We start from the raw sequence: 526 nt of genomic DNA, 5'->3' as shown, positions 1-526 counted from the left end.
TGATCTGACCCAATAAAGTTAGACATATAATTTAAGCAGCTTCTAAGACCTGAGTTCGGTATTCTATCGGACTCAGGTCTTTTAATTTTACCTTCATTCGTTTGTGGTTATAGTAATGAATATAATCATCTAATTCCTTTTCAAAGTGCTCCATACTTTCAAACTCTTGGAGATAAAGCAATTCAGACTTTAACAAGCCAAAAAAGTTTTCAATGACTGCGTTATCTAAACAATTTCCCTTACGGGACATGCTTTGTATAATGCGGGAATCTTTTAAGGTTTTTTGATACTTCTTCATTTGATAATGCCACCCTTGATCCGAATGGAGGATGACCGTATCTTCTGGTTTTAGGTGTTTAATCGCCTCATCTAACATATCTCCAACAAGTTTATAAACAGGGCGTTTCATCACTTTGTAGGCAATAATTTCACCATTACATAAATCAAGGATAGGGGATAGGTAACGTTTCTCCCCAAATAAATGAAATTCCGTTACGTCTGTTACCCATTTTTGATTCATTTTCTC

Annotated in this window: 1 protein-coding gene; it reads right to left on the bottom strand. The window is 35.2% G+C overall.

Annotation, left to right across the window (positions count from 1 at the left end; translation table 11 throughout):
- Positions 1 to 31: 31 nt before the first annotated feature.
- On the bottom strand, positions 32 to 526 hold a 495-nt coding region (locus tag AC3WLU_RS26775; RefSeq protein WP_492598232.1), incomplete at its 5' end, for an IS3 family transposase.

The sequence above is a fragment of the Peribacillus sp. FW305-BF15 genome (assembly GCF_058783805.1).
Note: the sequence above shows the minus strand (reverse complement) of the source record. Positions and strands in the feature narration are given on the sequence as shown.